The sequence below is a fragment of the Nocardia rhizosphaerihabitans genome, from assembly GCF_014646295.1.
In the GTDB taxonomy this organism is placed as follows: domain Bacteria; phylum Actinomycetota; class Actinomycetes; order Mycobacteriales; family Mycobacteriaceae; genus Nocardia; species Nocardia rhizosphaerihabitans.
This window is the reverse complement of sequence record NZ_BMNE01000003.1, coordinates 610,988-636,230: the sequence shown is the minus strand read 5'-3', so window position 1 is coordinate 636,230 and position 25,243 is coordinate 610,988. Positions and strand designations below refer to the sequence as shown.

The window sequence follows — 25,243 nt, the reverse complement described above, 5'->3', positions numbered from 1 at the left end:
CTTGTCGGCGAATCCGTTTTCTCCCACCTGGAGGTTGCCATGCGCACCCGTGTCCGTGACGTCCGTGTCTTCGACGGCGAACACATCATCGACCGCACCTCGGTCCTCGTCGACGGCGATCGAATCGTCGCCGAGGACGACGGCCCCGCCGACGTCGTCGTCGACGGCACCGGCCGCACCCTGCTGCCCGGCTTGATCGACGCCCACACCCACACCTTCGATACCGGCGACCTTGCCCGCGCCCTCACCTACGGCGTCACCACCGAGCTCGACATGTTCTGTCTCCCGGACCGGTTGGCCGAGCAGCGGGCTGCAGCAAACCGGCGGGACGATCTCGCCGACTTCCGGAGCGCGGGCACCCTGGCGACGGCGCCGGGAGGTCATCCGAGTCAGCTGCTGGCGGCGTCGGGGGTCGCCGAACTCGATGTCGCCCCGTTCGACACCATCACGGATCCGGCCGAGGCCGGCGACTTCGTGCGGTTCAGAATTGCTGAAGGGGCCGACTATCTGAAGATCGTCATCGACGACGGCGCCGTCCACGGGGCCGAGCTGCCGGTGTTGTCCGCGGCCACGGCGAGCGCACTGGTCACCGAAGCGCATGCGGCGGGTTTGCCGGTGATCGCGCATGCCGTCACCGAGGCCGAGGTGGGGATCGCGCTGGCCGTGGGAGTCGACGGTCTCGCCCATGTGTGGACCGACTTCTCTTCGCGCACCGCAGGTCTGATCGCACAGATCATCGACCGTGACGTCTTCGTGGTGAGCACCCTGGCGTACTTCGAGGCGATCATCCAGGGCCGCGAGGACGTCGCCGACTGCGCGGTGCCGGGGTCCTTCGACGACGCGATGCGCGTCGCACGGGCCCTGCACGGCGCTGGAGTGGCACTGCTGGCAGGCACCGACGCCACTCCGTTCGTCCCCGCTCACGGCACCGGGCTGCATCGCGAAATGGTGCTGCTGACCGAGGCCGGACTGACCCCAACGGAGGTGCTCGCCGCCGCGACCAGCAGACCCGCCTGCCGTTTCGGGCTGACCGATCGCGGTCGGATCGCTCCCGGCCTGCGCGCCGATCTGCTGCTCGTCGAAGGAGATCCGACCATCGACATCACCGCCACCCTCGCGATCGCCGAGGTGTGGCGGCGCGGCGTGCGGCAGGCCCGATGACCACGGCGGGGACCGTCCGCGTCTGGCCGCTGGCACTGTTCCGGACCACAGCGACCGTCGCGGCGGTGCTCGTCTTCGCCCAAGGCGCCCTGGCCGGCGGATTCCTCGCCGGACATTTCGAGGCGTTGGCGCTACACAGCCGCAACGGCGGGCTGGTCGCGATGATGTTGTTGCTCCAGCTGATCTCGGCGGTGTTGTGGTGGCGCGTCGGCGGTGGTCCGGCATGGCCGGCGCGCACCGCGGTGGTTCAGGTGCTGATCGGTGCGGCGCTGATCCCACTCGGCGAGGAGCGGGTGCTCGCGGTGCACATTCCGCTGGCGGTCGGGTTGGCGATCGGAACGGCGTTGCTGGTGAGCTGGGCGTGGCGGTGGCAGCGGTGAGGGGCATGAGCAGGCGGGGATTCCTGCGCGCGGGAGCCGGTGCCGGTGCGGCCGCGGCGCTCGGTGCGGCCGGATGGGTGGGCGTCCCACGGATCACGGAACCCGGTCAGCCAGGTGTGCTGCTACCCAGCGCCACACCGCTGCCGCGTCCGTTCCGGACGGAGTTACCGATCCCGGCGGTGCTGCAGCCTGTGCGCACCGACGCGACCACCGACTACTACGACATCGTCCAGCAGCGCGCCCATCTCGACATCCTGCCCGGACTGCGGACCGAGGCGTGGACCTATCACGGCACCTTCCCCGGTCCGACCATCCGGGCACGGTCGGGCCGGGCGACCGCCGTGCGTCACCGCAACGAACTCCTTCATCCGACGGTGGTGCACCTGCACGGTGGACACACACCGGCCGACAGCGACGGCTATCCGATGGATGTGGTGCTGCCGGCCGGCGCGACCGGCACCCCGGCCCGAGGCCACGGGCACGGGATCACCACCGCCACAGGCTCGGTCGCGCACGGTGAACGCACCTACCTGTATCCGAACAGGCAGCGCGCGGCCTCGCTCTGGTATCACGACCACCGGCACGGGTTCACCGGTCCGGCCGTCTGGCATGGTCTCGCCGGCTTCCACCTGATCGGTGACGAAGTCGAGGACGCGTTGCCGCTGCCGCGCGGCGACCGCGACATTCCTTTGTGCATCAGCGACCGTTCCTTCGCCGCGGACGGATCGTTCGCCTATCCGCTCCTGGACCCGTCTCTGCACACCCCCGGCGTCACCGACCGGTACATGAACGGCGTGCTCGGCGACGTGATCCTCGTCAACGGTGCACCGTGGCCACGCCTGCGGGTCGCGCCGGTGCGCTACCGGTTCCGGCTCCTCAATGCCTCCAATGCGCGCCGGTACCGGCTCACCCTCGAATCCGCTGTTCCCGGCGGTGGATTCGTACAGATCGGCAGCGACGGTGGCCTGCTCGATCACCCGATCCGGCACCGGCACCTCGACATCTCCCCCGCCGAACGCTTCGACGTCGTCATCGATTTCGCCGCCTACCCGCCCGGCACCGAGGTTCGGCTTCGTAACACCCTCGGCACCGGTTCGGCGGCCGATGTCCTGCGATTCGACGTCACCGGACCATCGGTCCCTGACGACACCGCCGTCCCCGACCGGCTCACCGACCTCGAGCGCCTCGACCCGGCCACAGCGGTCGCCGAACGCACCTTCCTGTTCCAGCTGCGCCCCGACGGCTGGACCGTCAACGGCGATCCCTACGAACCGGGCCGAGCGCTGGCGGACCCGCGCCGCGGCACCGTCGAGATCTGGCGGTTCATCACCGATTTCCATCATCCGGTGCATGTGCATCTGGACCCGTTCCAGGTCGTCGCCCGCAACAATCGGGCTCCGGGGCCGTTCGACGCGGGCTGGAAGGACACCGTCGACGTCCGGCCCGCCGAGATGGTGACGGTCGCGGTCCGCTTCACCGATTACGCGGGCCCGTTCATGCTGCACTGTCACAATCTCGAACACGAGGACATGGCGATGATGGCCGATTTCCAGGTGCGGTGAGAGCGGTCAGCGCAACGGCCGGAAGAATTCTCGTACATCGTCGACGAACAGGTCGGGCGCCTCCATCGCCGCGAAATGCCCGCCGCGGTCGAATTCGGTCCAGCGCACCAGGTTGTTCTGTTTCTCGGCGATACCGCGAATCGTGCTGTCGCCGGGGAAGATCGCGATGCCGGTGGGTACACCGGAGCTGGGCAGGTCGGCGCCCCACTGCTGGGATTCCTTGTACAGGCGCATCGAGGAACCGGCCGTGCCGGTGAACCAGAGGATCGCGATCTCGGCGAGCATCGCGTCGCGGTCGAGGGAGTCCTCGGGCAAGGCGGCGGCCGGATCTTTGTAGGTGTTGACGACATCGACGACCCAGCCGAGCAGTCCGGCGGGTGAGTCGGTCACCGCGTGGGACAGGGTCTGCGGGCGGGTGCTGTGCACGCCCGCGTACGCCGAGGTCTCGTTGCTGCTCCAATCCTGGAGTGCGGCAAGCTTTTCCTGATCCTGCGCGGAGTAGCCTGCGCCGTCGTCGTCCCAGGCGGGAATGGTGATCGCGGCATTGAGATGGACCCCGGCGACGTGTTCGGTGTCGATACGGCCCAGGTGCGGGGCGATGAACGAGCCGGCGTCGCTGCCCTGCGCCCCGTAGCGGGTGTAGCCGAGCCTGCTCATGAGCTGCGCGATCAGGACCGCTGATCGTTCGGTCGCGGCCTGCCCCGGCTGCCGGGTGGGACCGGAGAAGCCGAAGCCGGGCAGGGTCGGGATCACCAGGTCGAAGGCGTCGCGCGGGTCGCCGCCGTGGGCGCGGGGGTCGGTCAGTGGTCCGATCGTGGCGGCGAAATCGGTGAACGGCCATCCGTGCACGAGGACCAGTGGCAGCGCACCGGATTCGGGTGAGCGCACGTGGGTGAAATGGACGCGCTGACCGTCGATGTCGGTGACGAATTGGGGTCGGGCATTGCGGGCGGCTTCGGCGGCACGCCAGTCGAACCCGGTGCGCCAGTAGTCGGCGAGGCCACGCAGGTAGGCGGTGGGCAGGCCGTAGGTCCAGGCGGTTTCGGGCAGGTCCTCGGCCCAGCGGGTGCGGGCGAGGCGGTCGTGCAGGTCGTCGAGGTCGGATTGCGCAATGTCGATCCGGAAGGGGTGGATGTCGTTCATGCCGATCACGCTACGAACCGCTTAGGTCGGAATCGGGCCTAAGTTGCGGGCATTCTGGAGGCATGTCCGAAACGTCGGCCCGGTTGCTTCGTCTGCTGTCGCTGTTGCAAACCCACCGCGCGTGGTCCGGCGCCGAGCTCGCCGCCAAGCTCGACGTCACCGCGCGCACGGTGCGCCGCGATATCGAGCGGCTGCGTGGACTCGGTTATCCGGTGCAGGCCTTGCAGGGGACGGCGGGCTATCGGCTGGGTGCCGGTACGTCGATGCCGCCGTTGCTGCTCGACGACGAGGAGGCGGTGGCCGTCGCGGTCGGTCTGCGCACGACCTCGGGTGGCACCGTCACCGGCATCGAGGACGCCTCGCTGCGGGCGCTGGCCAAGCTGGAACAGGTACTGCCGTCGCGGCTGCGGCACCGGCTGAGCACCCTGCAGCAGTCGATGGTGCGCGTCGCCGCCGAGGCACCGCGCGTGACATCGGAAACCCTGTTGGCGATCGCGGACGCGTGTCGGCGGCAGGAACGCCTGCGGTTCGACTACACCGATCACACCGGCCGCACCTCCGTGCGCGACACCGAACCCGACTCGCTGGTCAACTTCAGCAGGCACTGGTATCTGGTCGCCTGGGACGTCGGCAGGAAGGACTGGCGATCGTTCCGGGTCGACCGGCTGTACCCGCGGATCCCGACCGGCCCGCGTTTCACCCCGCGCCCACTGCCCGACGGCGACGCGGCCACGTATCTGTCGCGCAGACTCTCGAGCGCGTCATGGCCGTGGCGCACGGTTGTCACCCTGCACCGGCCTGCCACCGAGATCGCCGAACGTCTGTGGCCCGGCACCGGTGTTCTCGAACCCGTCGACGACAAGACCTCTCTGCTGCACCTGGGCGCGGACTCCCCTGCCTCGCTCGCCTGGATGATCACCGCGCTGGACACCGACTTCACCGTCACCGGCCCTCCCGAACTCGTCACGGCACTGCGCAGATTGAGTGACCGCTGCCGCGCCGCCGTCGATGCACCGGGTGCCGACTAGCACCGACTGCCCGCCGATGACGCGCTGCCCCAGCACCTCTCACGGCTCGTCCAGCACTTCCTGCAAGCGGGCGGCGAACGCGATCGGGTCACCGACGAATCCGGTGTGATCACCGGGAAACAGCACCGGCTCGATACCCAACGCCGCGGCCAGCTCTCGCGATGTGCGGTCACAGAACTGTCCGGTCGATGCGTCCCCGATGCCGACGATCACGCGGGTGGGCACCGAACGCAGCAACGGCGGGTCGGGCACCCAGCCGGTGGTGGCGCGCAATTCATGGTCGAACCAGTGGCGTTCGCTGGCGACCTGCCGTGGATCGCGGTCACCGCCGAACATCCGCTGCACTTGCGCGTCCGGGATCGCGAAACCGGTCTGGGCGAAGAACTTCCGCCACGCGCCGAGCACGTCGCCGGTGTCGTAGGTGGCGATGATGTCCTCGGTGACGGCGCGCTGGTCCGCCGCGTCGGGCAGCAGCTCGCGCAGCGGCGGTTCGTGGGCGACGACGGTGGTGACCAGGTCGGGGTTGGTCTGGGCGAGCGCGAGCGCGCTGACGGCGCCGCCGCTGGAACCGAACACCACCGCCGGACCGGCGTCGAGGTGGGTGATCAGCCGGGCGAGGTCGTCGGCACGGGCCGGCACCGTCGAATCCTGGTGCGGATCGTCGAGGGGGCTGCCGAAATGCCCACGCGGATCGGTGGTCAGCACGGTGTTTGTCGGGGCGAGCTGTGCGGCCAGCGGTGCGAACGCGGCGGCGTTCATCGGCGCGCCGACGAGCACGAACAGCGGTCCCGTCCCGCGTACCTCGTAGTACAGGCGGGCATCGGGCACCACGAGGGTGCCGGTGGTGACGGCGGAGCTGGCGGTCATGCGACTCTCCCGGATCTCGGCTACAGGTAGCACTCATTGAGACGGTGGCCGATCCGGGAACTCATCGCTCGCCGCGAAATCTTTTTCGCGACAACCGATTCCGCTGGTCAGGACGATTTCGCGGGAGCAAGCCGGGCGAGGATGAGCACCAGCAGCCCGCACGCCGCCACCAGAGACCACCCGACCCGCGCCCCGCCGATCGGATCTGCCGCGGCGATCAGCCCGCCCGCGACCGCGATACCGACCGCCGCGCCCACCTGCCGTGCGGTGGAGGTGATGCCCCCGGCCACCCCAGCCCGGTCGGCGGGCAGCCCGCTCACCGCGGTGTTGGTGATCGGCGCGTTGGCGAAACCGAACCCGATGCCGACGAGTCCGAGTGCCACCAGCAATACCGCGGTGCCCGTCCCTGCCGTGGCGAGCAACAGCCCACCGGCGGTAAGGAATCCGCCCGCCAGCAGCAGCGGCGCCCGGGCGCCGACGCGGGCGACGAGCACTCCCGACAGCGGCGCGCACACTGTCGCGGCCACTGCCAAAGGCAGCGTGATCGCGCCCGCCGCGACCGCGCTCATTCCCCGCTCGTGCTGCAGATGCCAGGTGCTCAGCAGCAATGTCGTCGTCAACGCGACGAACACGACGACCGCGCCGGCCACCGCCGCGGTGAACGGCGGTCGCCGGAACAACCGCAGATCCATCAACGGTTCGGCCACCCGGCGCTCGACCCACACGAATCCGCCTGCCGCCGCACCGATGCCGAGGTGGCCGAGGATCGCCGCGGTCGACGTCCAGCCGATCCGCGGGCCTTCGATGAGCACCGCGATCACCCCGCCGACGACCACGACCAGCAGCACCTGCCCCGCACTGTCGATCCGCCGCGGGCGTTGTCCCCGGGATTCCGGCACCACCAGCATCGTCAGGACGAGGGCGACGACCACGACCGGCACCGCGATCCAGAACACCGACCGCCAGCCGAACCCGTCCACCAGTGCGCCACCGAGCGTCGGCCCGACCGCCATGCTCAGCCCGAACACCGCCGCCCACACCCCGATCGCCCTGGCCCGCTGCCGCGGATCGGTGATCGTGGCCACCACGATCGCCAGCGCCACCGGACTCAGCATCGAGCCACCGATGCCCTGGGCGATCCTGGCCGCGATCAGCACCTCGAGCGTCGGCGCGACCGCGCACGCCGCCGACGCGACACCGAAAACGATCAGCCCGAGCCGGAATACGCGGCGCCTGCCGAATCGGTCGGCGAGCGCGCCGGAGGTGATGAGGAAGCTCGCCAGCGCCAGGGTGTAGGCGTCGACGATCCACTCCAGTCCCTGGGTACCGATATGCACGCCATCGGCGATCGCGGGCAGGGCGACGGTGACGATGGTCGCGTCGAGCCCGACGACGAACAGGCTCAGCGAGCACACGGCCAGCACCGTCCAGGGATGGACGGCGCCGGCCGCGGCACGCGTGCGGGTGGGGTTGTCCAGCATGGGTGATCCTCCTCGGATGAGGGCCCGAGTATCGCCACCGACCGTGCGGGTTGACCAGAATCATTGCCGGAACAGCAAATTCGGCCCGCGCCTAGGCGGCCACCTCGGCAACCTCCCCGGCCCGCAGTGTCATCCGGTCCCCGGTGAACCGGCGGCGCAACTGCCGGTCGTGGGTGACGATCACCAGGGCGCCCTGGAACTCGTCGAGCGCCTGCTCGAGTTCCTCGACCAGTGCCGGGGCGAGGTGGTTGGTCGGTTCGTCGAGCAGCAGCAGGTCGGCGGGTTCGGTGACCAGGCGGGCGATCTCGATGCGCCTGCGCTGCCCGTAGGACAGCTCACCGACCCGCAGCGCGAGTTCGGCGGGATGGAACAGGCCGAGGTCGAGCAGGGTGTCCGCGTGGTCGTCGGGGTGGCCGGGTCTGCCGGTGGCGAACGCGGTGAGCACGGTCGCCGACGCCGGGTAGCGGGGAGGTTCTTGCCGCAGCCAGCCCACCCGGCCGGTGATCCGCGCAGTTCCGGCGTCCGGCCGCAAGTCACCGGCGAGTACACGCAACAGGGTGGTCTTGCCCGCGCCGTTCGGCCCGGTCACGAGCAACCGCGCGCCGGGTTCGACGCGCAGTTCGGGCAGTGTGAGGCGATCGCCGACGCGGACGCCGGTCAGCTCGGCGACCGGGCCCGCCGACCCGTCCTCGATCGTCGTCGGCACCGCCCCGCGGAATTGCAGCGGATCGATCGGCGCCGCCACCGGATCGGCATGGAGCCGCGCGACCCGCTCTTTGGCGTTGCGGATGCGCGACATCGCACCGTGCCCACGTCCCCGCGCCCGGAACGGACCGGCGGCGAACACGGCCAGCGGCAGCTTCCGCGGTATCGCTTCGAGCCGGATCACATTCGATTCGGCCAGTCGCCTGCTGCGTGCCAGTTCGGCCCGCCAGTCCGCGTATTCCTGTGCGGCCCTGCGCCGTTGGGCCGCCTTCGCCGCCAGGTAGCCGGGGTATCCGTCGCCGAAGCGGGCGACCTGCCCGGCATCGACCTCGACGATGGTGCTGGTGATCCGTTCCAGGAACACCCGGTCGTGGGTCACCGCGACCACCGTGCCCCGATGTGCGCGCAGCTGTTGTTCGAGCCAGGCGACCGCGGCGTCGTCGAGGTCGTTGGTCGGTTCGTCGAGCAACAGCAACTCCGGCGACGAGGCCAGCGTCGCCGCCAGCGCGAGCCGGGCCTTCTCCCCGCCGGACAGCGTCGAGAGCGGGCGGTTCCGGTCGAGCCCGGGCAGGCCGAGCGCGGCCAGGGCGATGTCGACGCGGGTGTCGGCGAGGTAGCCGTCGCGTGCTTCGAATCGGGCGAGCAGTACCGCGTAGTCGTCGAGCATCGCCGGATCACCTTGTGCCAGTTGCCGTTCGGTGCTGCGCAGCTGTGCCTCGAGTGTCCGGAGGTCGGCCAGCGCGTGGTCGATGGCCGCGGCGACGGTCGCGGTGCCGGGCAGTTCGAGTGCCTGCGGGAGGTAGCCGATGCCGCCGGGCGCCGAGACGATCACGCTGCCGTTGTCGGGCTGTTCGGCTCCGGCGAGTAGCCGGAGCAGGGTGGACTTGCCTGAACCGTTCTCGCCGATCACGCCGACCGTTTCGCCGGGTGCGATCGACAGCGACACGGTGTCGAGGACGGTGGTGGCGTCGTAGCGCTTGGTGACGTCGTGGAGGGTGAGTTGGGCGGTGCTGGTCATGGCAGCTCCTGTTCTCGGCCCGCGCGAGGCCGCACGAAAGGCCCCGTGCCGGGGCTGGATCGAGGGAAACGCACGCTGACCGAGCGAGGTGGCGTGCGGTGGTGGAACGCGGAGCTCAGCTCGACGCGTTCGGCGCGATCACAAGAACAGGAAACCGATACCCATGAGGTTTACGACCATAACGACAGTCCGCCCGGTTCGCCACCCCCTTTTTCGTGGTTGGAAACACGAGTGCCGCGCAGCTGTGGAGCTGCGCGGCACCGGGTGCTGTCGTCGGTCAGTTGTAGGAGTTGGCGACTCCGTCGAGCAGGTGCTCGAGTGTGTCGTAGGCGGGCGCGTCGACCACGTCGATCAGGTCGGCCGGGACCGGCACATTCCGTTCGGCGGCGACCGCCGTGAACTGCGCGTTGTCGCCGGTCCGGAAGCCGTGCTCGGCGGCCAGGCGCCGCAGCTCGGGGTTCTCGGTGAGCAGCTTGCCGATCGTGTCACCGGTGCCGGTCAGCGGGACCAGGGTGTGGCTCGACAGCACCGTCGGGGTCGGGTAGGTCAGCACCATGTCCGGCTTGATCCGGCCCTCGCCCGCGGCCTCGACGAACTGGGCTTCATAGATGCACACCAGCGGTGTCGGGCCCATCCCGTTGGTGAGGTACTGGGTGAACGGGCCTTCGCTGCTGTTGTCGGTGTAGCCCTGGGCGAGGAACAGTTTCGACAGGACGGGCAGCACATGCTGTTCGGCGGTGGCGCCGCGCACGATGGTGTGGTCGTTGGCGACGTAGCTCGCGATCGACAGGTACATGGCGGCGGAGTTGGAGCTGCGCGGGTCGGTGGTCGAGACCAGAATGTTCTTCGCGACCGGGTAGGTGGCGTTGTCGGGCAGGTCGTCCCACTGCACGCCGGTGCCCGCGAGTTCCAGGTACCGGTTCATGTCGAAGGTCGCGACCGGGCCCGGCTTGATCACCCCGGCCGCGGTCAGCAGGTCCGCGATGGGCCGGTAGGTGGCGATCGCGATCGGCGAGGAGAACGGCGTGTACTTGGCGGTGATGTTGCGCTGCCGCTGGATCCGTTCGGCGGCGGGGCTGCTCGACGGGAACGCGAAATCGAACTGACCGAGGTCGACCGTTGTCGCGATCTGGCGCGACCCGGCCGGTTCGACCTCCACCTTCACCCCGTTGTCGGCGAGCACCTTCACCACGCGCTCGTCCTGGAAGAACGCCATCTTCTCCGAGCCGACGACACCGCGCACGGTGGTCGCCGCCGCGACGGGCGTCTCGGCGGCGGGGGCGTCGGCACCGCCCGGCAGCAGGATCACCCCGGCCGCGACCGCGGCGACGACGGTGACCGCACCGATCGACAGCGGCAGCACGCCGCGTCTGCTCACCAGGCTCCTGCGCTCCCCGTCGGCTTCGGGCGCAGTGGCCGGTGCCGGGTCGGGGGTGGTGGCGCGGACGGTGGTCGCGGGTGCGGGCACCCGGACGGTCGGATCGGGATCGGCGAGTTCGGTGCGCACGATCCGCTCGACCAGGATGGGCACGAATTCCCGGATCGGCTTGCCCGCGAATCGATGATGCGCGGCGCCCACCGCCGAGGTCACCTGGTCGGCGGGGACGTTCTCGGACAGGTCTTCGACCAGACTCTCGGTCATGCGCCGCATGGCCAGCTCTTCACGCTGGACGGTATCGGCGGCTTCGCCGGGGGTTACGCGCGACACCACATTTCTCCTGGGCTCACATCGGGCTGCGGACGCGGCGCGCCGACCGGGCCCTCCCGTGCGCACGCCGCGGGCCACGCTACCGGCGCGCAGCACAGTTGCCCCAGCTGTGAACGGCCTGGCACGGAGAGTTCAGCACCCGCTCCGCTGCCCGCAACGTCACGTTGTCCGGGCGTTCGCGTAAACATCGAATCCCGCACTGCCAGTGTGGGATTCACTACTTATTCGGTGGCGGCAGGTCGGTGGACGACCGCGGTTTCGGTCGGCGCCTGCCGTGCGGCGCGCAGTGCCGTGTTCAGCATCCCACCGGCGAGCAGTTCCAGCACGCCGATCACGAGCAGCGCGCTCCCGGCGACCGTCGCCAGCCCGGTGACGGTCTGGAACTTCATGGCGATCATCGTGATCCCGATCGCCGCCGTGCCGAGTCCGCAGATCTCGTGCAGCCAGCCGTCGGTGACGTCGGCGTCCCAGGCCGCGACCAGTGCCTGCACGATGCCACGGACCGACCAGCCGATCCCGATCCACAGCGCGAGCAGTTCGATGTTGCCGCCCTCGAAGGCCAGCATCGCCAGGATGACGGTGAGCGCCGCGCTCACCAGAACCAGTCCCCGCAGCAGCAACGCGATCCGCGCCCGCAGCGCCAGGTACGCCTGCACGGCGGCACTGAGCAGCAGCGAGGTGCCGAACAGGTCGGCCAGCGTGGATTGGCTGCGGCCGGGCCACAGCAGCGTCACGACGCCGAGAACGACCGAGCACCCGCCGGCGATCAGCATCGCCTGCCGGGTTCGGTCACGCGCCGGTTTCCCCTCCCCGTCGTACACGGGCATTGCCCCACGATAGGCCCGCACCATCGGATAGCCCTATATTTGCCCGGCGTGCCGCTCGTCAGGTCTTCACGCGGTCCCGCAGATAGGGCGCGGTCCGGCTGATCGTGTCGGTCGCGACCTGTTCCGGTGTCCCTTGCGCCACGATGCGACCGCCCTGCGCGCCGCCGCCCGGTCCCATGTCGACGACATGGTCGGCCTGAGCGACGACGGTCATGTCGTGTTCCACCACGATCAAGCACAAGCCCGACCGCTGAAGTGCGTTAGCGTCGTCGGGTGGAGTTGCGACAGTTGCGGTATTTCCTCGCGGTGGCCGAGGAGCGCAATCTCACCAGGGCCGCCGACCTGGTCGGGATCCGGCCAACCTCGCTGAGCCAGCAGATCATCGCGCTGGAACGCGAGCTCGGTGCCGCACTGTTCGTGCGCACCGCGGCGGGAATGTCGGTGACACCAGCCGGTCTGCGACTGGTGCCGCACGCGCAGGCAGCGGTGGACGCTACGCGCCGGGCACAGCGTGCGGTGCGGGAGAGCCATGCTCCTCGTGTCGCTGTGACGCCCGGAGCGCCGCCCCAGTTCGCGGCGGCGATCTGGCAGGCTGCGGGTGATCCGGTCGCCGAGATCACCGATATGCAGACCGCGGAACAGCTTTCGGCGCTGCGGGCGGGAACCCTCGACGCCGGGGTGCTCCTGCTGCCCGCCGACCTGGCTGGACTGGAGCATGCGATCGTCGCCGATGTCGAGCTCGGTGTAGTGGTAGCGGACGGGCATCGGCTGGCACAGCAGCAGGCACTGCGATGGACCGACCTCGAGGGCAGCGCACTGCTGTGGTTCGCGCGTTCGGCGGCGCCGGGCTACCACGACGCCGTCCGCGAATCCTGGACGCGCGCGGGCTGGCAGCCCGCGGCGATTCGCGAGAGTTCGCCGCGCCGAGCGTTGTTCACCGCCGAACTCGGTTTCGGAGGCGATGTCCTCGCTCTCCGCCCGGCCTGGGATGTCCGCCCCGGCGACGGGTTGTCGTGGATTCCGTTTGCCGCCGAGGCAGCCCGCATCCGCTACGCCCTCGTCTGGAACACCGCGGATTCCGCCGCTGCCCGCTACCGCGAGATAGCGGCTGACCTGGCGTGTGCGGTTCCGCCACAGGCTCATCCGGTGCCGCCTCGTGGACAGGACGCCCGGCGATCGGCTGAGCTGGAGAGCGATCGGGTCGCGCCCTAGCGCGGCCGAACCGCACTTCGAGAGGTACCGAGATGGCGCTCACCGCATGGGGATTCATCTACACCGCGTCCGGCAGTGATCCGGCTCGGGAAACGGTCGTCGAAACTCGCGGCTGCCGCTCGGTATTCGTCGGAGTGAACGATCCGAGCCAGGTGGTCGACGTGGCGCGGCGACTGGTCGACGGCGGCGCGCAGTTGATCGAACTGTGCGGTGGTTTCGGCCCCGTCTGGACCGCCCGGGTGATCGAGGCGGTCCAGGGAGCGGTTCCGGTGGGCGGCGTGGCCTACGGCACCGAAGCCGTCGACCAGGTGCACGCGTTGTTCGCCGACCACTGACCGGTCAGCATTTGTCCCGGCTGGAAGCGGTGACTTGCAGGGGTCCGGGAACATCCACGAGAAAAGTCACGCTAAGCAGTTACCCGCAGATAGTGGCTTACTATGTGCGGTAACTGCTGAGTCGTCCTGGCGCTATGGGTGTTCCGGGTGTCTGCGACTCGGGAAACTATCTGCGGTAGGGGCCGGGGAGGTCGGGATGGGCAGGGTTCGGGTGCTGCCGCGGCCGGTCAGTGGTGTGCGGCTGGCCGATGCGGTGCGGATCTATCTGGCGACTATCACTGTCCCGAATACCCGCGCGACCTACGCGGCGGCGCTCGATCACCTGGTGGCCGACTTCGGTGCCGATACCGATGTGGCGCTGCTGGATTCGGAACCGGACCGGGTGGGGGGCTGGTTCACCTACGTGTGGGGTGGCAAGTCGGCCAAGACGTTCAACATCCGGTTGACCGCGTTGGGCTCGGCGTTCGCGTATTGGCGTGAGCAGGACTGGCTGGTTGGTGATCCGCTGGTGCGGTTGCGGGCCCGGCCCGCACCGCCGGACACCAGCAAGGCGTTGAGCCGGGATCGGGTCGCGCAGATCCTGGGGTCGGACGCGCCGCTGCGGGAGCGGGTGTTGTGGCATCTGCTCTACGAATCGGCCGCCCGCGCCGAGGAGGTGCTGATGCTGGATGTGGGTGATCTGGATACAGCGAACCGGTGTGCGGTGGTGACCCGCAAGGGCGGGGCGCGGGAGGTCATCGCGTGGCAGACCGGTACCGCCCGGTTGTTGCCGAGGATGTTGGCCGGGCGCAGGACCGGCCCGCTGTTTTTGACCGACCGGCGGGCTCGGCCGTCGGTGGCGGGCAACGATGTCGACCCGTCGACGGGGAGGGCCAGGTTGTCCTACCGGCGCGCGGCGGAGCTGTTCGAGGACCACACCAGCGGTTTCGCCGGCGGCCCCTACACCCTGCACCAACTGCGGCATTCCCGGCTGACGCACGCCGCGGAGGACGGCGCGTCGACACCGGTGCTGATGAAGCTGTCGGGGCACACCTCGGTCCGCAGCCTGGCCAAGTACGCGCGGGTCTCCGATGAGGGATTGCGCCGCTATCAGGCCGACAGCGATCCGGCCGCCCGTCGCCGGCGATAGAGGCCCACGCCGTCGCGGCCGGTCTGCGCCTGGCGCAGGTGTTTACGGGCGGGACCGGTCTGTGCATGCTGGGGCCGGTGTGGTGGTGAGGTGGATGCGCAGGTCAGTGGGGGCCAGTCGGGTGAGTTGGTGGTGGGTGTCGCCGGTGAGCAGCCCGGCCTCGCGGCCGTGGGCCAGCACGAGCTGGTCGGCGTGGTGGTCACGGCACAGCCGCAACAGCGCGGCGGCGATGCGGTGGGGGCGTGGGCGCCAGCCTCGCCGGTAGGAGCAGCTGAGGGTGTGGACCCGCACGCCGCGTTCGAGTAGGCCGTGGCGGTCGATGCGGGTCAGCAGCGGTGCCAGCGCGGCGGCGGCGACCCGGCCACGTTGGGTGTGCTGCCAGGCCACCAGGCGGGCGTTGAGGGTGAACCGGGCCGGTGGATGCAGCACCACCACGACCAGCCGGTCGCCGGTGCCCAGCCGCGCGGCCGCGGCGGGCAGGGTCCGCGCCGGGGCAGGGTCGGTGGCATCGACTACGAGCACAACTGTCTGTCCACCCGGCTGCGGGCCCTCGGGTGACGTCGCGGGCGCCCGGGCCGGGCCGGTACGGCGGGTGCGGCGGGTGCGGTCGGCGGTGGTGGTCATCGTGGTCTCCCGGCGGTGGCGGTCGCGCCGTCGAGGGTGGCGGCCAGGTCGGCGGTGGTGAGGGTGACGTCGCGGACCCCGGGCACGGTGCGGGCCAGGGCGGTGGCGATGCGGCGTTCGGATGCGTCGGCGAAGTCCCCGGTAACGGTGACGGTGCCCTCGCGGGCGGTGGCGCGCCAGCGGCGGGGACCGGTGTAGTCGTCGAGGACGGATTGGGCGCCGGCGGCGATCGTTTCGTCGGGGCGCAGCATGATCCGCAGCGCGTCGCCGCGGCTGAACATGCCCTGGACCCGGCCCTGGTCGTCGAGCACCGGCAGCGAGCGGACCCCGTGGGCCAGCAGCATCGCGATCACCTCGGCCAGGTCCTGGTCGGCGGTCGCCGCCAGGGCGGGGGTGCTCATCACCTGCCCTGCCGTGACCCCGGTGTCGGGTTGCCCGGCGCGCAGGATGTCGCCGCTGGCGAGTACTCCGGCCAGGCGCTGGTCGCGGTGCAGCACCGGCAGCGCGGCGAACCCGCGTTGGGCCAGCGTCACCGCCGCCACCCGCACCGGAATATCGGCATAGACCGTCACCACCGGACGGCACATCACCTCGTGGACACGCATCTACCTCGACCTCCTTGCGATGACGATCGCCGGCGAAACCACCGACACAAGAACCATAACTAGCGAAAAATATTTCGTCAATCATGAATCTGTTCAACATTCTCACGAAGCTTGACACACGAAACTATATTCATGAATCATGGATGGGGAAGCGGGGCGGGCTGCTTCGCCGGAGGCGGCACCAGGGCCTGCGGCCGGTCCCGAAACTGTCTTGGAAAACCCGGAAGGTTGTCGCTCATGTCGGTTCCGTTGTGGATGTGGCCAGCCGTGCTGGCGGTCATCCTGGTCATGCTGGCGGTGGACCTGTTCGCCCACCGCAAAGCCCATGTCGTGAGCGTGCGCGAAGCCGCGATCTGGTCAGGGGTGTGGGTCGCACTCGCCGTCGCGTTCGGCACCGGTATCTGGTGGTGGTGGGGTGGTGAGTTCGCCGCCCAGTACTTCGCCGGCTACGTGATCGAGAAGTCCCTGGCCGTGGACAACGTGTTCGTCTTCGCCGTCATCTTCAGCTACTTCGCCGTGCCGCGGGAATACCAGCACCGGGTGCTGTTCTATGGCGTGCTCGGCGCGCTGGTCTTCCGTGGGGTGTTCATCGCCGCCGGCTCCATCCTCATCGCCAGCTTCGCCTGGATCCTGTATGTCTTCGGCGCGTTCCTCGTCGTCACCGGCATCAAGATGGCCCGCCACAGCGACGAAACCATCGACCCCGACAAATCCCTGGTGCTACGCGGTTTCCGGCGTATGGTCCCGATGACCGACGGCTACCGCGGCCAACACTTCTGGGTCAAGGAAGGCGGACGCTGGCTGGCCACCCCGCTGCTGGCGGTGCTGGTACTGGTCGAGACCACCGACATCGTCTTCGCCGTGGACTCCATCCCCGCCATCTTCGCCGTCACCAGCGAACCCTTCCTGGTCTTCACCTCCAACGCCTTCGCCATCCTGGGCCTGCGGGCGATGTATTTCATGCTCGCCGACCTGATGCACCGCTTCATCTACCTCAAACTCGGCCTGGCCGTCGTGCTGGTCTGGGTCGGAGTCAAGATGCTGCTGCTCGAGATCTACAAGATCCCCACCACCCTCTCCCTCGCGGTGGTCATCGCCATCCTCGCCGTCGCGGTCACCGCCAGCTGGACCCGCACCCGCACCAGCCCCACCGACCCGGCCGACCCGGGCCACCGGGGCGAGGCTGCGCCGACCGGCGAGAAGATGGCCGGCGACACCGAGGAGGTCGGCGCCCCTGCCCACGGCAAGACGCTGATCGACCCCACCCTGCTCACCCCGACCGGCCCCGACGGCGGTGACCGGAAACCCTGAACCAGCCCGCACCGACTGTCAGCTGCGCCCGGCCTCCGCGCCGCGCAGCTGACGGCGTGCACAACCCCCCAACCTCAACACCAGAAGGTGGATACCGGAAATGACAATGGTCTATCGTGCGGGAATGGCCACCCGCGACACCACCGACGCCACGACCCAAGCGCAGCCCCCGGCGTCGCGGGGCTGGACGTTTCTGACCAACCACGCCCATGTGCTGCTGTGCCTGTCGCGCGACGGCGACCTGACCATGCGCGAACTCGCCCAAGCGATCGGCATCACCGAACGCGCCGTGCAGGCCGCCATCGCCGACCTGGTCGCCGACGGCTACCTCACCAGCGTCAAACAGGGCCGCCGCAACACCTACACCATCCACAGCGAAGGCCGCCTGCGTCACCCGCTGGAATCCCACCACACCATCGACGAACTCATCACCGCCCTACGCTGACCAGGCCCCGCACCCGGCGATCGCCCCGAAACCGACCGCCCGACGGCGCCCGCCCCGCATCCGGCCACGCCCCCGCCGAAACGCACGCACCCGGACTCACGACGTGAGAGCCTGTGGCCACAAACCGGTGTTCCCCCAAGCTCCGGGCAACGCCGCCGCCGCCCGCGACGCGTGCCCGGCCCCGGGGGCGGCGGATACCCAGATCCGCCGCCCTCACCGCGGGCCGCTCAGACCTCGTCGTCGGCGTCGGGATCGCGCAGCGGCCGATGCGCCCCACCCAGGTCGGGCAGATGGAAGCTGTAATGGCCGTCGATCCCGATGTGGGAGCGGATGAACGGCGAAAGCCGGGCCACATCGGCCTCGGCGACCGGGTAATGCTGGGCGCGCAACTCGGTCAGCGCCCGGTCCATGTAGACGGTGTTCCACAACACCACACAGTTGAGCACCAGACCCAGCACCGAGAGCTGGTCTTCCATCCCCTCGTAGTAGGCGCGTGTCATCTCGCCCTTACGGCCGTGGAAGATCCGCCGCGCCAGATCGTGGCGGCCCTCGGTGAGATTGGCCTGAGCCTTGATCTCGCGGCGATAGGGTTCGTCGTCGGCCAGCCGCAGCACGTGCAGATCCAGCCCGCCAGCTCCGCCTCCGCGTCGGCGAACGCGACCAGCCCATAGGAGGTCACGATCTCGGCCTGGTGCTCGAAGCGGGTGGTGCGCCGCACCATGTACTCGCCCAAACATGACGGGTCATCGATGTCGAGCTGTTCGCCCAGGTAGGCCACCAGTTCCGACGGGACAGCGACCGGATCGGCCAAGAACATCCCCAGGTAGCGCACGGTCACCACCTGGACGGCAAACCCGAGCCGGTTGTAATCACGCCGCCGCACCGCGATCAACCTGCGGTCCTCGTCATCGAGGTAGCAGAACCGTTCGAGTTCCACCCGCGACAACACACCGAAACGCCCGTAACCGGGCACACCCTCATCAGTCACGCCGACATGAAATCACCAGCACAACAACAAGATTCACCCTATCGGCTTAGCGTGACTTTCCGCGCGGATGTTCCTCAACCCCCTTGCACGCGGCGCATCGGCGACGCATACGCCCACCTTGCACCACGCCAATCAGGCCATCAACCCACTCACATGGACGACCGTTCGGACCCGTGTCACCGTGCCGGACCGGCAAGGGCAAAGTCGCCATCGGCTACCACACCGCCCGCTTCCGTCTCGTGCCCTCGCTCGCGAAAGCACTCGAGCTGGCGACCCCAGCGCTGCGCCGCCCGGGCGCGGTGTGGACCGAACTGCCGCGCCCGGCCGCTGCGGTCACCGATTCGGGCGCGCACGTGCGCATCGGCTATGCGCGCGCCTCCACCGCGCGCCAGTTCGAGGGTGCCGTTCGGGCTGCGATCCGCGCGCGGCGGGCGCGCGACCTCGTCGAACAGATAGGGGCGGGTGACCGAGCCGGTAACGCTACGCAGCCCGTCGACCTCGCCGCTGTAGAGCACCCGGCCACCGTGCACGCCCGCACCGGGACCGATGTCGATCAGCCAGTCGGCGTGGCGGACGACGTCGAGGTCGTGTTCGACGAGGAACACGCTGTTGCCGGAATCCTTGAGCCTGCCCAGGACCGTGGTCAGTGCGGCGGTATCGGCGGGATGCAGGCCCGCGGAAGGCTCGTCGAGAATGTAGACGACCCCGAACAGCCCGGACCGCAACTGCCCGGCCAGCCGAAGCCGCTGCAACTCGCCACCGGACAGGGTCGGGCTCTCGCGATCGACGCTGAGGTAACCCAGCCCGAGTTCGATGAGGACGTCGATGCGCGAGATGAGGTCCTGGGTGAGGACAGCCGCCGCACCCGTCCCCTCGGTGTAGGGGCGCAGCACCTCGACGAGTTCGCTCAGCGGAAGTTCCGCGAGCTCGGTGATGTTGTGCCCGGCGAAGGTCACCGCGAGCGATTCGGGTTTGAGACGTCGGCCCTCGCACAGCGGGCACGTCGCGGTATGCAGGTATTCGGCAGCGCGCGCAGCAGCAACCGCTCGGCACTGGTGTAGGTCCCCTGGTAGGGGCGGTGGATGCGATGCGGTTCCCGCTCGGGTTCGACGGTGACCACCGGTTTCTCGTCGGTGAACAGGATCCAGTTGCGCGCCGCGGGTGAGAGTTCGCGCCACGGGCGGTCGATGTCGTAGCCGAGCGCGGCGCGCAGGTTCTTGTCCTGCCACGCGCCGGACCACGACGCGATCGCGCCGCCGCGGATGCTGCGCGACGGGTCGGGCACCATCGACGCCTCGGTCGCCTCGTGGACGACGCCTTGTCCGTGACAGCGTGGGCACGCGCCTTCGACGGTGTCAGGCGAGAACGCATCCGAATACAGGCGGTTCGTGCCGGCCGGATAGTGTCCCGGCCGGTCCCTGTGGACCCGGGCGCCTCGCACCCGAACCAAGGGATCGACCTCGTGCGAATCCACAGCTACCCAGGCTACGCGCCCGGGAACGGCACACGCTGCGCCGCCGCGGGCGCGTCAGAAGAACCAGCCGAGTTCTGGCGCGCGGTCGGTGGTGAACGCTGCGTCGAAGTCCCGCAGCGCGGCGGGCGCATCGACCCGGATCCGATGCGCGGCGGCAAGCTTCTCGGCGCGATGTGCGCCGAAGTACAGGGCGGCGAGCACGTTGATGTCACAGCCGAGCTCGGCGGGCCGCGTGGTGGGTTCGCATTCGGCGATGCCGTCACGAATCCGCAGGGCGAAGGTGCCACCCGCGGACCGGAACGGATCGTGGACCGACAGCACCGTGTCGACGTCGTGGCGGTAGGTGCGCGCGGTCAGGGCCGCGGGAATGTCCATGAGCCGCGCCCACAGCGAGTCCCCGCGATCGGTCACCCGAACGGCACGTGGGTCGGTGAGCAGGTACGGCAGCGGATCGTCGTCGGCGATCTCGACTTCCACCGCGTCGATCAGGTCCATGCCGAGCAGCACCCGCCACAACGCGGCGTGGGCGTCGGGGGTGATGGCCCGGTACTCCCACACGATCGCGACGGACCGCTGATCGTGGTAGCGCCGCCGATACAGGGCGTAGCCGTCGGGGTGGATCAGCGCGAACAGCGAGGTGGCCCCGCCGCGCTGGCGCTCGACATCGGCGAAGAACAGATCCCACTTGGGTTCGGGCCGCACCTGCGCGCCGGGCGTCCTCCGCTGCCAGCGCTCGTACACCTCCCGGATATGCGGTGCGGCCTCGGCGAGCGTAACCAGCGCGACACCACCGGGATCGGGTGTGGTCGAACGGAATTCCGCCCGCCGGCGATCGATGGAGATCCTGGTGGCCAGGATCGCTGTGTCGTACCCGAAGCGCCCGTAGATCGTGCCCTCACTGGCGGTGAAGATCGTCAGCGGCAACCCGGCGGCCTCGGTCCGCTCGTGCTGCGCGGCATACAGTTCCCGCAGGATCCCGCGCCGGCGATGTGTCGGCGCGACCGCCACCCCGGACACACCGCACGCCTGCACGGTGCGCTCCCCCGGCACGGTCACCGTCATCGTCAGATCGACCGTGTGCCCCACGATCCGATCGCCGTCGACCGCGACCAGCGACCGCTCGACCGGAAACAACTTCCCCTGGTACCGCCGCTCGTCCTCCCCGAGCCGCATCCCGAACCCGGCCTCCTGCAACCCGGTGATCGCGGCCCGATCCTCCCCGGTAGCCGACCGTACAGTGAAGCTCTTCGCCGATGCCATCCCCGTACCATCCCACGCCCACCCACCCCCGCACATCCCATTTTCCGCCTAGCCGGTCCCCACCTCGACCAGCCTCCGGATGACGGCCATGGGTGCGCTATGTCCGTCCGAGCATCGCGCGCAGGTCGGGGAGGGTCCCGATGCGCTGGGTGGTGGGGCGGCCGGGAGCCGCGGTTTGCGGTGAGCCGGTGGTGCGCAGGAGGGACCTGATCTGGTCCGGTGTGGCGCGGCCCGCACCGAGGGCATGTATGCCCTGGTACGCGGCGACGGCGCCGACGACGATCGGGGATGCGCTGGAGGTTCCGCTGAATTCGTCGGTGTACCAGAGGTCTTCGTCGGCGCCGCCTTGGAGGTCGCCGTAGCCGGTGGTGGTGACCTCCCGGCCCCAGCCCTGGGCATCGAGGCGGGCACCGTAATTGGAGAACGGGAGGCGGGAGCGAGCGGGGCCGTGGTCGCGGCCGTGCAGGCCCGGCGGTGGGGCGCCCGCGCCGACCACGACGGCGCCGGAGTCGGTGTCGCCGCCGCGGAACGGGTTGTGCCAGGTCGCGGGGAAGTCTCCGGGGCGCGCGTCGTAGACGGGATCGTCGAGGTTCTCGTTCCCGTTGCCTGCGGCCTCGACGACGACGATGCCGCGGCCGACGGCATATCGGATGGCGGCGAAATCATCGGGCCACCATTCGACGGCGATGTAGCCGCGCTGGTCGGGCTGACTCCGGTAGTCGAATCGGGGTCCGGGGCGGTGCAGTTCGATGAGCAGGACGTCACCGGGGTCGAGGGCATCGGCCGCCGAGCGGATCGCGGTGGCCGAGCCGATCCCGAAGATCGAGATCGCCCTGATGTGAGCTTCGGGCGCGATCCCGGTGACGCCGAAGCCGTTGTGATCGCCGCTGATCTCCCCGGCGACGGCTGTGCCGTGGTTGCGCCAGCCGATGTCGGCCGAGGAGGTTCCGCCGATCACGCCGCCTTGGTTGTGCCGCAGGTCTTCGTGGGTGAATCGCCACGCGCCCTCCACATCGATCACCCGCACCCCGGTGCCGAGCCCACCGGGCCGGGTGTGCGCCCACGCCGCGTCGATCCCGGTCGGCGCGGCATCCAGATAGCCCTGCCTGCTGCGGAAATCCGGTGTCACGGCAGGTGCGTCCGGGACGACGATGTTCTCGGCCAGTGGCGCGAGGGGTGGTTCGGCCGCGGGTTTCACGTAGGCGGCGGCGACTGTGTCGTCCCGGCGCAGCCGATCCGCGAGTGCCGCGAGATCACTCACCGCACCGCGCACCGAGTAGTAGCTGAGGTACTCCCCGGCCACCGCGGCCTGCGGTGTGTCGGCCAGTCGCGCCGCCAGCCGGTTGTCCGGCCCGAAAATCGGAACCAGCCGCGCGTCGGCGGGGAGCAGGTCGTCGACGTGGGTGCGCACGGAACGGTTCTCGCGCAGCGCGATCGGCGTGATCTCGGTGGCGGTCGGTGTGGTGACGACGACCAGTTCGGCCGGTGAGACCGCGGGCCCGGGCACCCCTGGTCGCCGCTGCCTGCTGGGTCGAGCGGTGGAAGCCATGGCTACCAGTGAACAGTGCGCCGGGCCGAGCCGCCACCATTGCGCCACAACCGGATTCGCGACACGCCGGACCCGGGCAGCGGGCCTGGTCGCGTGCCACGATTCGCTGCGGCGCGCCGACGCCTTACGGTGCGAAGGGTGGCTTCGCCGCAACTTCGGCCCGGACCATCGAACTCACCAGCACATCGAATAGCGAGATCGGCCGCAGTGAGGGCAACTGCGTCGCTCGAAGCCGGTGAACTGGGGCGTCGGCGATCACTCGCCCGTAGATTGTTGCGTCGCGCCGACCGCGATCATGTGTGCCGAAGTCCGGCCCGCCAGGACTTCGTCGAGTTGACGTTCGGCACGTTCGGCGCGCGCGAGGGTCTGCAGACGGGCGTCGTCCAGCGCAGCCAATCGTTGCGCGGTCTCGGTCCGCAGTTGGTCGAGCGCGGCCGCCGATTCGATGCGCCGCTGTTCGGCCTCCGCCGCGGTGGTGCGCCGAAGCTCGGCGAGCTCGGCACGGGTGCGATCGAGTTCGGTTCGGGTGGTGTCGAGTTCGGTCCGAGCCCGCCGCCACTCCTCGCGCGCTTCGGCGGCGGCCTCAATCCGTTCGGCGGTGGCTTGTTCGGCGCGTTCGGTGGCGCGGTCGGCGTCGGCGGCACGTTGGATCGCCAGATCTCGTTCGGCGTTCGCGGCCGCGACCCGCGCTTCGGCATCCCGGCGCTGGTGAGCGACCTCGGCATCGGCCCGCTGCTCGGCCCGCGCGATACTGTCGGCGGCGTCCTGCCGCGCGGCGTCGATGTCGTCGGCTGCTTTCCGTTGCGCGGCACGCACTTCGGCCTCGGCCTCGCTGCGCGCGGTGAAGACGTCGTCGGCCGCCTGCTTGCTGAGCTGCTCCACCGAGGCCAGCACTTCATCCCTGGCGGCGAGCGCTTCCGTCACGGCTTGTTCGGCTTCTTCGGCGGCGAGCACGGCCTCCTGCGCCACCGATTCCGCCAGTGCCCGCGCTTCCTCGGCCTCCCGACGCGCCTGTTCGGCAGTGACGGTAGCCATCTCGGCCTCGGCAATCCGCCGCGCCGCATCCGCCTGCACCGCCTGGACCTGCGCTTCCGCCACCGACGGGTCCCCCAGCGTCTGCAGCTCCACGACCGCCGCAGTGAGCGTGGTCCCCAATTGTTCGGCGAGCCCACGGAACTGACCGAGCAGCTCATCGGCCCGCAACCGTGCCACCGTCACCGGCCCCTGAGTCGTCACAGTGACGGAATCGCCCGCACTCTCCGACTCCTGTTGCAGGCGTTGCCGTTCACGCCAGGCGCGCCATCTCGTGTGGTCCGGGTGATCGCAGTACTCGGAGGGACGACCCGGGCCACCGCCGCGAGTAATGGGACGGGCACAGCCCGGATAGTTGCAGACGCTCGACACGGGAGAATCGTAACGTTGGTTTCGTCATCTCCCTACGAATCAGACGAAACGAAAACCGTGTCGCCCCTTGGAGACTCGAATCGACTGAGTGCAAGCCTGACCACCGATAAGTGAACATTATCGGTGGTCAGACATCCGGGTTGTTGCCGAAGACCTCGGATTATTTACGTTTTCGTTTGGTTTGCGCCAACGATACATATTTACAACGGAACACAGCGGAAACTGTGCTCGGTGGTACGGGCGTACACAATGACGCCGACAGAGCCATCTATTCGACAGACACGCGTGGGCCTGGCTTGCGCATCAGGCGGATCGCCAACAGGGAAACCCAGACGCCGCCGGCGATGATTCCGATCCGTTCGATGAGCCCTGCCGGTCCCCCGTCTACCAATTTGGCGATGAGAGCGAAGACAACATAAGAGGTGGCGACCAGCAGGCCGGTGGCAACCGAATACCGGGACCAGCCGCGACTTTCGAGCGCCTCGTCGCGCCGGGCCAGCACAAAGCAGGCCACAGTCAGCGAAGTGAACTGAACTAGACCTAGGAGACTATGAATGGCGCCGTGGATGGTCAGCTCTTCGGACGCTCCTACTGGGTAACCCAGCGACGGGTCGGGCAGGATGGGCCCGATGGCGACGAAGGTGAAGCCATAGATGCCGAGCAGAATGGGCCCCCAGGTGGAACCACGCCCTGTACGCAGAATCCGCCTCATCCCGATGGCAAAGGCGAGCAGGAGCGCTCCGGTGACGATGTAGTTGGTGATCTGCATCCACCCACCAGGCCCCAATTCGAGGTTGCTGTCGGGGACTACCCAGGCGTTGTAGTCAGGGCGTATGGCCCCGAGGACGAGAATGACAACAATGTTGAGCAGCGGAGCGATGACACCGCAAGCCAGCAGCAGTCTCGTCGCCGCTGATTGCTCTCCAGTACGCAGCTTCGCAGGGCCGAGGGTGTCGGTCACGACACGTGTCCTCTCGTCGTCGATCGGGGTGAGGGTTCGAGGTGCGTTCGGCTCGCCGACCGCACC

General features: G+C 69.3%; 26 protein-coding genes. 9 read left to right on the top strand and 17 right to left on the bottom strand.

Annotation, left to right across the window (positions count from 1 at the left end; translation table 11 throughout):
• Positions 1-39: 39 nt before the first annotated feature.
• From IEY60_RS15805 to IEY60_RS15795, 3 genes are read left to right on the top strand one after another with little or no spacing between them, the layout of a single operon-like run.
• Positions 40-1,161, top strand: a complete 1,122-nt coding sequence (locus tag IEY60_RS15805; protein WP_189028703.1) for an amidohydrolase family protein — start codon at positions 40-42, stop codon at positions 1,159-1,161.
• Positions 1,158-1,541, top strand: a complete 384-nt coding sequence (locus IEY60_RS15800) for a hypothetical protein (protein ID WP_189028701.1) — start codon at positions 1,158-1,160, stop codon at positions 1,539-1,541. Before IEY60_RS15805 ends, IEY60_RS15800 begins: the two co-directional genes overlap by 4 nt.
• 5 nt (positions 1,542-1,546) lie before the next feature.
• The gene (locus IEY60_RS15795) at positions 1,547-3,103 is read left to right on the top strand and encodes a multicopper oxidase family protein (protein ID WP_189028699.1); all 1,557 of its coding nucleotides are present in this window, start codon (positions 1,547-1,549) and stop codon (positions 3,101-3,103) included.
• A 6-nt stretch (positions 3,104-3,109) separates the two neighbouring features.
• Here the strand turns inward: IEY60_RS15795 and IEY60_RS15790 are convergent, their stop codons facing one another.
• Positions 3,110-4,246, bottom strand: a complete 1,137-nt coding sequence (locus IEY60_RS15790; RefSeq protein WP_189028697.1) for an epoxide hydrolase family protein — start codon at positions 4,244-4,246, stop codon at positions 3,110-3,112.
• 62 nt (positions 4,247-4,308) lie between these two features.
• Here IEY60_RS15790 and IEY60_RS15785 point away from each other — a divergent pair, with 62 nt between their 5' ends.
• Entirely contained in the window at positions 4,309-5,274 is a 966-nt protein-coding gene (locus IEY60_RS15785; RefSeq protein WP_189028695.1) for a helix-turn-helix transcriptional regulator, read from the top strand.
• A 39-nt stretch (positions 5,275-5,313) separates the two neighbouring features.
• Here IEY60_RS15785 and IEY60_RS15780 read toward each other — a convergent pair whose 3' ends face one another.
• From IEY60_RS15780 to IEY60_RS15755, 6 genes are all read right to left on the bottom strand, one after another.
• Positions 5,314-6,141: an alpha/beta fold hydrolase gene (locus IEY60_RS15780; RefSeq protein ID WP_189028693.1), complete on the bottom strand. Its 828-nt coding sequence runs from the start codon at positions 6,139-6,141 to the stop codon at positions 5,314-5,316.
• A gap of 107 nt (positions 6,142-6,248) precedes the next feature.
• Positions 6,249-7,622 (bottom strand): MFS transporter, encoded by a 1,374-nt coding sequence (locus IEY60_RS15775; protein WP_189028691.1) that lies wholly within the window; start codon positions 7,620-7,622, stop codon positions 6,249-6,251.
• 91 nt (positions 7,623-7,713) lie between these two features.
• The gene (locus IEY60_RS15770; protein ID WP_189028689.1) at positions 7,714-9,345 is read right to left on the bottom strand and encodes a TlrC/CarA/OleB/SrmB family ABC-F type ribosomal protection protein; all 1,632 of its coding nucleotides are present in this window, start codon (positions 9,343-9,345) and stop codon (positions 7,714-7,716) included.
• A 277-nt stretch (positions 9,346-9,622) separates the two neighbouring features.
• Complete coding sequence (locus IEY60_RS15765; protein WP_229739868.1) at positions 9,623-11,053, bottom strand: three-helix bundle dimerization domain-containing protein; 1,431 nt, start codon at positions 11,051-11,053, stop codon at positions 9,623-9,625.
• Positions 11,054-11,274: 221 nt separating this feature from the next.
• On the bottom strand, positions 11,275-11,880 hold the full coding sequence (locus tag IEY60_RS15760) for an HdeD family acid-resistance protein (RefSeq protein WP_189028687.1): 606 nt from the start codon (positions 11,878-11,880) through the stop codon (positions 11,275-11,277).
• Positions 11,881-11,938: 58 nt separating this feature from the next.
• A complete protein-coding gene (locus tag IEY60_RS15755; protein ID WP_189029519.1) occupies positions 11,939-12,094 on the bottom strand; it encodes a hypothetical protein in 156 nt (51 codons plus the stop codon).
• 59 nt (positions 12,095-12,153) lie between these two features.
• On the opposite strand from IEY60_RS15755, the gene IEY60_RS15750 reads away from it, so the two are divergent.
• The 3 genes from IEY60_RS15750 (at position 12,154) to IEY60_RS15740 (ending at position 14,556) form a co-directional block, all read left to right on the top strand.
• Positions 12,154-13,092 carry a LysR family transcriptional regulator gene (locus IEY60_RS15750; protein WP_189028685.1) on the top strand — a complete coding sequence of 313 codons (939 nt, stop codon included), beginning with the start codon at positions 12,154-12,156 and terminating at the stop codon, positions 13,090-13,092.
• 32 nt (positions 13,093-13,124) lie between these two features.
• Positions 13,125-13,427: a DUF6506 family protein gene (locus IEY60_RS15745; RefSeq protein ID WP_189028683.1), complete on the top strand. Its 303-nt coding sequence runs from the start codon at positions 13,125-13,127 to the stop codon at positions 13,425-13,427.
• Between the two features lie 196 nt (positions 13,428-13,623).
• Entirely contained in the window at positions 13,624-14,556 is a 933-nt protein-coding gene (locus tag IEY60_RS15740; protein ID WP_229739867.1) for a tyrosine-type recombinase/integrase, read from the top strand.
• Positions 14,557-14,598: 42 nt separating this feature from the next.
• On the opposite strand, the gene IEY60_RS15735 is transcribed toward IEY60_RS15740, so the two are convergent.
• A complete protein-coding gene (locus IEY60_RS15735) occupies positions 14,599-15,180 on the bottom strand; it encodes a hypothetical protein (RefSeq protein WP_189028681.1) in 582 nt (193 codons plus the stop codon).
• Positions 15,177-15,785: a CBS domain-containing protein gene (locus tag IEY60_RS15730; protein WP_189028679.1), complete on the bottom strand. Its 609-nt coding sequence runs from the start codon at positions 15,783-15,785 to the stop codon at positions 15,177-15,179. The genes IEY60_RS15735 and IEY60_RS15730 overlap by 4 nt, the downstream gene beginning before the upstream one ends.
• A gap of 237 nt (positions 15,786-16,022) precedes the next feature.
• Here IEY60_RS15730 and IEY60_RS15725 point away from each other — a divergent pair, with 237 nt between their 5' ends.
• Positions 16,023-17,096 (top strand): TerC family protein, encoded by a 1,074-nt coding sequence (locus tag IEY60_RS15725; RefSeq protein WP_229739866.1) that lies wholly within the window; start codon positions 16,023-16,025, stop codon positions 17,094-17,096.
• Between the two features lie 124 nt (positions 17,097-17,220).
• Positions 17,221-17,541 carry a helix-turn-helix transcriptional regulator gene (locus tag IEY60_RS15720; protein ID WP_229739912.1) on the top strand — a complete coding sequence of 107 codons (321 nt, stop codon included), beginning with the start codon at positions 17,221-17,223 and terminating at the stop codon, positions 17,539-17,541.
• A 227-nt stretch (positions 17,542-17,768) separates the two neighbouring features.
• Here the strand turns inward: IEY60_RS15720 and IEY60_RS15715 are convergent, their stop codons facing one another.
• From IEY60_RS15715 to IEY60_RS15690, 8 genes are all read right to left on the bottom strand, one after another.
• Positions 17,769-18,155, bottom strand: a complete 387-nt coding sequence (locus IEY60_RS15715; RefSeq protein ID WP_373291719.1) for a Tn3 family transposase — start codon at positions 18,153-18,155, stop codon at positions 17,769-17,771.
• Positions 18,038-18,514, bottom strand: a complete 477-nt coding sequence (locus tag IEY60_RS35800; RefSeq protein ID WP_444543799.1) for a DUF4158 domain-containing protein — start codon at positions 18,512-18,514, stop codon at positions 18,038-18,040. Before IEY60_RS35800 ends, IEY60_RS15715 begins: the two co-directional genes overlap by 118 nt.
• 191 nt (positions 18,515-18,705) lie before the next feature.
• Positions 18,706-19,485 carry an excinuclease ABC subunit UvrA gene (locus IEY60_RS35795; RefSeq protein ID WP_229739864.1) on the bottom strand — a complete coding sequence of 260 codons (780 nt, stop codon included), beginning with the start codon at positions 19,483-19,485 and terminating at the stop codon, positions 18,706-18,708.
• On the bottom strand, positions 19,482-19,817 hold the full coding sequence (locus tag IEY60_RS35790) for a hypothetical protein (RefSeq protein ID WP_229739863.1): 336 nt from the start codon (positions 19,815-19,817) through the stop codon (positions 19,482-19,484). The genes IEY60_RS35795 and IEY60_RS35790 overlap by 4 nt, the downstream gene beginning before the upstream one ends.
• A gap of 240 nt (positions 19,818-20,057) precedes the next feature.
• Entirely contained in the window at positions 20,058-21,263 is a 1,206-nt protein-coding gene (locus IEY60_RS15705; protein WP_189028677.1) for a GNAT family N-acetyltransferase, read from the bottom strand.
• A 97-nt stretch (positions 21,264-21,360) separates the two neighbouring features.
• The gene (locus tag IEY60_RS15700) at positions 21,361-22,812 is read right to left on the bottom strand and encodes a S8 family peptidase (protein ID WP_229739862.1); all 1,452 of its coding nucleotides are present in this window, start codon (positions 22,810-22,812) and stop codon (positions 21,361-21,363) included.
• Between the two features lie 255 nt (positions 22,813-23,067).
• The gene (locus IEY60_RS36230) at positions 23,068-24,048 is read right to left on the bottom strand and encodes a coiled-coil domain-containing protein (protein WP_189028675.1); all 981 of its coding nucleotides are present in this window, start codon (positions 24,046-24,048) and stop codon (positions 23,068-23,070) included.
• A 436-nt stretch (positions 24,049-24,484) separates the two neighbouring features.
• On the bottom strand, positions 24,485-25,177 hold the full coding sequence (locus IEY60_RS15690; protein ID WP_189028673.1) for a DUF998 domain-containing protein: 693 nt from the start codon (positions 25,175-25,177) through the stop codon (positions 24,485-24,487).
• Positions 25,178-25,243: the final 66 nt, after the last annotated feature.